Source organism: Sulfuricurvum sp. (assembly GCF_036279695.1).
Lineage (GTDB): Bacteria > Campylobacterota > Campylobacteria > Campylobacterales > Sulfurimonadaceae > Sulfuricurvum.
The window spans coordinates 1-6,495 of sequence record NZ_DASUIQ010000026.1; the positions used below are offsets into that span (position 1 = coordinate 1).

General features: G+C 44.7%; 6 protein-coding genes. 5 read left to right on the forward strand and 1 reads right to left on the reverse strand.

The annotated features are described in order from the left end of the window. Positions 1 to 388 (forward strand): 50S ribosomal protein L13 (rplM, locus tag VFW36_RS03125; protein WP_329657357.1); only part of this gene is annotated, 388 nt, incomplete at its 5' end. 9 nt (positions 389 to 397) lie between these two features. Continuing rightward, entirely contained in the window at positions 398 to 787 is a 390-nt protein-coding gene (rpsI, locus tag VFW36_RS03130; protein WP_329657358.1) for a 30S ribosomal protein S9, read from the forward strand. A gap of 101 nt (positions 788 to 888) precedes the next feature. Here rpsI and VFW36_RS03135 read toward each other — a convergent pair whose 3' ends face one another. Next, entirely contained in the window at positions 889 to 2,790 is a 1,902-nt protein-coding gene (locus VFW36_RS03135; protein WP_329657359.1) for an LTA synthase family protein, read from the reverse strand. Between the two features lie 144 nt (positions 2,791 to 2,934). Here VFW36_RS03135 and VFW36_RS03140 point away from each other — a divergent pair, with 144 nt between their 5' ends. From VFW36_RS03140 to VFW36_RS03150, 3 genes are all read left to right on the forward strand, one after another. After that, a complete protein-coding gene (locus VFW36_RS03140; RefSeq protein WP_329657360.1) occupies positions 2,935 to 4,509 on the forward strand; it encodes a phosphoethanolamine--lipid A transferase in 1,575 nt (524 codons plus the stop codon). Then, complete coding sequence (locus VFW36_RS03145; RefSeq protein WP_329657361.1) at positions 4,496 to 5,194, forward strand: phosphatase PAP2 family protein; 699 nt, start codon at positions 4,496 to 4,498, stop codon at positions 5,192 to 5,194. The genes VFW36_RS03140 and VFW36_RS03145 overlap by 14 nt, the downstream gene beginning before the upstream one ends. 24 nt (positions 5,195 to 5,218) lie before the next feature. Next, positions 5,219 to 6,495: peptide-binding protein (locus VFW36_RS03150; RefSeq protein ID WP_329657362.1), on the forward strand; the 1,277-nt coding region annotated here is incomplete at its 3' end.

Here is a 6,495-nt window from a genome sequence, read left to right on the forward strand (position 1 = left end):
CGAACGTAAATGGGTTTTGATCGATGCGGAAGGGAAAACATTCGGTCGTATTATGACTGATGTTGCTACTCGTCTTCGCGGTAAAGATAAACCTTATTTTACCCCAAATATCGACTGTGGTGACTTCGTTGTTATCATTAACGCTGAAAAAGCGATCATTAATGGTGGCGGTAAAGCGGCTACTAAAACATACCACCGTCACACAGGTTACTTCGGTAACGTAAAAAGTGAAAAATTTACAGAACTTTTGGCTACTAACCCAGAAAAAGTTTTCAAACTTGCAGCTCGCGGTATGCTTCCTAAAACAAAATTGGGTCGTGCGATGTTGAAAAAACTAAAAGTCTATGCAGGTGCTGAACATCCACACTCTGCGCAGATCGCTAAGTAAGGATAAATAATGGCAAAAACGTATGCAACCGGAAGAAGAAAATCTTCGATCGCTAAAGTATGGCTTGCTCCGGGTACAGGTAAAATCACTGTAAACGGTCTTTCACTCGACGCATGGTTGGGTGGTCTTGAAGCAAAAAAATTGCGTGTTACTCAACCGCTTTCTTTGACTAAACAAGATACGTCAGTAGACATCACTGCTTCAACTATGGGTGGCGGTTTCTCTGGACAATCTGATGCACTTCGTCACGGTATCTCTCGTGCTCTTTGCACATTCGATCCGTCATTCCGTGCTATCTTGAAACCGTTCGGTATGTTGACTCGTGACGCTCGTGTTGTTGAACGTAAAAAACCGGGTAAACGCAAAGCACGTCGTTCTCCTCAATTCTCAAAACGTTAATCGTTTGTTTCTTCCCTTCTTTGGGAAGAATTATTCTTCACTCTTCCTCTATTTTTTTTCACTATTTTTTATAACTCCTCCAGAGAAATCTCTGAAAAGTATTATTTGGCAACCCGAAACAGCTTTTTGTTATACATATCATCCATGACGGTGACAAATGCCAGCGCGTCGCGTTCAAGCTCTTTATCGTGCGGAGCCGGTGTCAAATGCTCATTGGCATAGGTAAACGTTAACGCCTCTTTGTTGGGCTGAATAATGGCGACTTTTTCATGATCGCGCAGGGCGAAGTTATCGTTGAACATCATAAGAGCTACCTCTTGTTTTTTATCGCTGTAGATCGAGTGACCCAAAATAGGGTAGGTGAGATCGACACCGATCATATCCAGAGCCGTTGCCAAAACGTCGGGCTGAGTAGCGAGGGTACCGTACTTTTGCGCTTTGACACCATCGCTGATAATCAGGGCCGGAATATGGAACATATTGACCGGAACCAGATCGTCACCGTATACACGGACATTGTGATCGGCAACGACGACAAATACGGTGTCTTTATAGTAAGATTCTTTTTTCGCTAGTTCAAAGAGTCTTCCGATAGCAAAGTCGGCGTATTTAACCGCATTTTCAACACTTTGCTTTGGTTTTCCGGTGATAAAGTCGATTTTCCCCTCCGGCAACTCAAACGGAGAGTGGTTGGAAGAGGAGAACATCACAGAGACAAACTTTTCCCCTTTTTCGGCATGGGATTTAAATTTTTCATTCGCTTTGAGTACCAGATCCTCATCGCTGACCCCCCACGTACTGACAAAACTCGGATTTCGGTAATCTTTTTGTTCGATCACTTCATCAAACCCGTTGCCCATGTACCAGCTACGCATATTGTCAAACCGACCTTCACCGCCGTAAATGAAACTTGATTTATATCCCAGAGGTTTAAGCAGCGCGGCAACCGTGAAAAAATCGCTTTGGGATTTATTCCGCTTTACTACCCCTTCTCCCGGTAGCGGGAGGTAGCCTGAACTCATCCCAGCCAGCCCTTGAATACTGCGGGTTCCGTTGCTAAATAGATTGGTAAAAGCGACCCCCTCGTGAGAGAGTTTTTCCATATTGGGGGTGATCGCCGTGTCCCCGCCGCTGAAGCCGACAAATTGACTCCCCATCGATTCTTGGATAAAGATAACGAGATTTTTAGGCTTTTGGGTTTTGAAACGGGTCGGTTCGAGTCGATTGAACGGGAACTCTTGATTCGGATTTAAGGCGAGCTTTTTACCTACACGTGCATAGGCTTCGGAGAGTTCCATTTTTCCGTAAGGCTTGATAAGGTTTCCCTCTTTGGTATAGCTTTTATAGGCATATCCGATACTGTAGAGAGAGTTTTTGGCGATCTCATTTGCCATGCGGTTGGTGCTGTAGAGGGCATCGGAGATATTAGCCGGACGATGACCGAACGAGGAGCGGATACCGATAAAAAGAACGGCAACGACAATCGGAAACAAAAGGAGACGTTTCCACAGCGGTGTTCGGATCGCTTCAACCAGACGAAGGGGAGAGAAACGCAGATAGCTCCATCCCATAAGGACAAGCATCCCCAGTGCAACGGCAAGCTGCATCGGATACTCTTTGAGAATCATGGAGGTGACCTCTTGGGGGTATTTGAGGTACTCGATAAAGAGATAGTTGGGACGAACGTCGTATTGGGCGACAAACGGGAAGGTGGCATTTTCGACGTAGAGAGATATTAAAAGAAAAAAGAGGACATAGCCACTGAGTAAACGCCCTACAACTTTTGCCCCTATTTGGGGAGTAATTGCCATAAAGAGTGCGGGAATGACTAAAATGATCGAAGTCGTCATCGTGTCGAGTTTTAAACCGTACATAAATGATAAAAGGGACTCTGCAAAGCTGATGTCCCCCAATCGGTCGAAATAGAGTCCGTAAAGCCCCAACCGTCCGATAAAAAACAGAGCGATAAAGAGGAGATAGATTTTAAAAAGTTCGCGTAGCATCGATAATGATTCCTCGTAAAATGATGTGAAATTATAGGGTAATAACGGATAATAAGTGCGTTTACGTAGCATTAGGGGATAAGATACTATAATATCGTAATTAAAATAAGCGGAGTCCGAGTGTTATTTTCCTTATCAAAGCCTATGACAGCCCGTACCGTAGTGATCGCTGTTGCACTATGGTTAGTTCTTTTTACGAACGGAGCATTTTTTAAACATGTTAGCGAAGTGTACCCTCTCGTCGGCGGGAATATCTTGTTTGTTTTCTCTTTGGGGATTGTCCTCTTTAGTGTAACATTGATTGTCCTAACTCTTCTGAGCTCACGACATACTATTAAGCCAGCATTGATAACTCTATTGCTTGTCACATCAGCAACGGCCTATTTTATGGATGCGTATGATGTCGTGATCGATTCGCACATGATTCAAAATTTGCTTGAGACCAATGTCAAAGAGTCTACGGATTTGTTGAGTTTGAAACAGCTACTTTATACCATCGTATTGGGTGTTATCCCCTCATTTATCGTGTATCGCATCAAAATTATCCCGATGAGTCTCAAAGAGACGTTGATCGATAAAGCAAAAGTCATCTTGACTGCATTAGTGGTTGCACTTGTCGTCATTTTTGCATTCAGCAAATATTACACCTCCTTTTTCCGAGAACATAAGCCGCTGCGCTATTATGCGAATCCGGCGTATTATCTCTACTCTATCGGTCATTATGTCCAAGAGACGTTTTCTCACCCCTACAGCGGTTTGGCTCCTATCGGAGAAGATGCAAAAATCACCGGTAGCGATCAGCCTCGTAAACTGATTGTTCTGGTCGTCGGTGAAGCGGTGCGATGGGATCATTTCGGTTTGAACAATTATGAGCGGGATACGACGCCACTCTTGCGTAAAGAGGATATTATTAACTTTACCCAGTTCACCTCCTGCGGAACGGAGACGGCGGTATCGGTACCGTGTATGTTCTCTTCGTTCGGACGCGAGGGATACGATAAAGAGAAAGCCAAACATACCGAAAATGTTTTGGATGTCCTCAAGCGTGCCGGTGTTAATATTCTTTGGAGAGATAATAACTCTAATTCCAAAGGGGTCGCAGATCGTGTAACCTATGAAGATTATCAAACTCCGAAAAACAATACGATTTGTGATGAAGAGTGCCGAGACGAGGGGATGCTAGTCGGCTTGAAAGAGTACATCGAAGCTCATCCGAAAGGGGACATTCTGATTGTCTTGCATCAGATGGGGAATCACGGTCCGGCGTATTATAAACGCTATAGCAAAGCGTTCGAGAAGTACACGCCGGTGTGTAAAACCAATCAGCTCGAGCAGTGTTCCAAAGAGGAGATTACCAATGCGTATGACAATACCATCCTCTACACTGATACCTTTTTAACGAAGGTGATTGATTTCCTCAAAGGAAATGATGAGAAATTTGCGACAGGGATGTTTTATCTCAGCGATCACGGAGAGTCGTTGGGAGAAAACGGATTATACCTTCACGGATTTCCGTATAACATCGCCCCTGAAGCACAAAAGCACGTTCCTGCCGTGATGTGGTTCGGTAAACAGTTTAACATCGATAAAGCTAAAATCGCCACTTTTGCGAAAGAACCTCAAACACAAGATTCACTCTTTCACACCCTTTTGGGATATTTAGAGGTTAATACGACTATTTATCAACCAGAACTCGATCTGCTGCATGTCGGTCGCTAAGCAGTTATGGCTGAGTGCGGTAGCGCTCATCCTTAGTGTCATCTTTTTTGGCTTAAGCAGTACCGATATTTGGGTTCAAAACCATTTTTATAACCCGATAACCCATCAATGGCTGATCGATTACGATGAACCGGTATTGAAGTTTATTTTCTATGACGGGATCAAACGGCTTATCATTGTCTTCAATGTGCTTATTTTGATCGGTTTGATAATTTGGTGGAAAAAACCGTTTTTGACACAGTATCGTCGTGGACTGGTGATTGTTGTTTTGTCCGCAATTTTTGTTCCGGTGGTTGTGGGGAGTTTTAAAGCGACTACCAACCTGCCTTGTCCTAAAAACTTGGAAATCTACGGCGGAAATTATCCCCATACCTGTGTGTGGGAAAAATATCCGAGTACGTTTTGTCAAGAAGGAAAAATCAAATGCTGGCCCGCAGGTCACGCGAGCGGCGGATTTGCTTTGTTATCACTCATCTACCTGTTTCGTACCCGTAAAGCCAAAATACTCGCAGGAGCTACGGCAATGGTTATCGGGTGGAGTATGGGAACCTATAAAATGCTTATCGGGGATCATTTCCTCAGCCATACGTTTATTACGATGGTGATGGCATGGTTTATCATCTCTTTGATTGTCTATACGATTGAGCGGTGGCAGAAGAGGGCTAAACGTCTCAAAATGGTATAATCGTACCAAAAAAATGGGCAGAGATTGAAATTTTTACTACTCTTTTTGCAAAGCGTTTGGCTGATCGCTTCAACTCTTCATCTGAGCGCTTCCTCGAATCCCGCACGTCTAAACCCCTTGATCGCCACCGATTCGGCGAGCTCCTCCATTTCGGGGTTTTTGTTTAATTCACTGGTGAAATACGATGAGAGCGGTCAAAAAATCATCGGCGATTTGGCCGAATCGTACCGTTTTGTGACCCCCACACTCATCGAGTTTAAACTCCGACATGGGGTGAAATGGCATGATGGAAAGGCGTTTAGCGCACGTGATGTTCTATTTACCTATAATTTGATCAAAGCACCGACTACGATTACCCCTTACGCATCCGATTTTCGGGTTATCAAGAGTGTCACCGTCATTGATGAGTACACCTTGCGCGTAGCGTATGAAAAACCCTATTTTAAAGCGTTGGAAGTATGGATGATGGGGATTGTCCCCGAGCATGTGCTGAAAAATGAAAAAGATATTATGGGGTCTAAATTTAATACTCACCCCATCGGAACGGGTCCTTATATCCTCAAGAAATTAGAGTTTTCCAAACAGATTGTGTTGGAAGCTAATCCCAACTATTTTGAGCACAAAGCGAAGATTGAGCGAATTGTTTTTCATGTCATCAGCGATCCGATGACGCGCTTCTTGATGCTCAAATCGGGACAAATAGATGTGGACGGACTCGATCCGATGCAGGTTGAACGTCAGTTGGATGCATCGTTTCATAAACGGTTTGCTACGCTGGAGCTCCCCTCGCATAGTTACACCTATCTGGGATTTAATCACCGTTTGAAAAAATTTCAAGATCCGCGTGTCCGTGAAGCGTTGTCGTTAGCGATAGATAGAAATGCGCTGATTGATGTGTTGTTTTTGAAACACGCTAAGGTGTGCACCGGTCCCTTTTTACCGGGAAGCAGAGGATTTAACGATGCAGTGAAAGCCCCCAAACGAGATTTGGCTCGGGCAAAAGCACTGTTGAGGGCGGCGGGGTATACCAAAGAGCATCCGCTGGAGTTTGAGATCGCTACCTCCAACTCCAATGCGATCCGCCCCTATGCGGCAGAGATTCTACAGCGGCAACTTCTGGATGTCGGGGTCAAAGTGACACTGCGGGTCATGGAGTGGCAGGCATTTTTAAACACGGTGGTATCTCCGCGCAAATTCGATACCGTATTGCTGGGGTGGTCGTTGTCTCTAACCCCCGATCCGTACGCCCTTTGGCACAGTGATAGCGATGTGGCGGGGGGATTTAATCTAGTCGGATACCA

Coding starts and splice junctions, on each gene's coding strand:
- rpsI (WP_329657358.1), top strand. CDS start 398: ATGGCAAAAACGTATGCAACCGGAAGAAGAAAATCTTCGATCGCTAAA.
- VFW36_RS03135 (WP_329657359.1), bottom strand. CDS start 2,790: ATGCTACGCGAACTTTTTAAAATCTATCTCCTCTTTATCGCTCTGTTT.
- VFW36_RS03145 (WP_329657361.1), top strand. CDS start 4,496: ATGTCGGTCGCTAAGCAGTTATGGCTGAGTGCGGTAGCGCTCATCCTT.
- VFW36_RS03140 (WP_329657360.1), top strand. CDS start 2,935: ATGACAGCCCGTACCGTAGTGATCGCTGTTGCACTATGGTTAGTTCTT.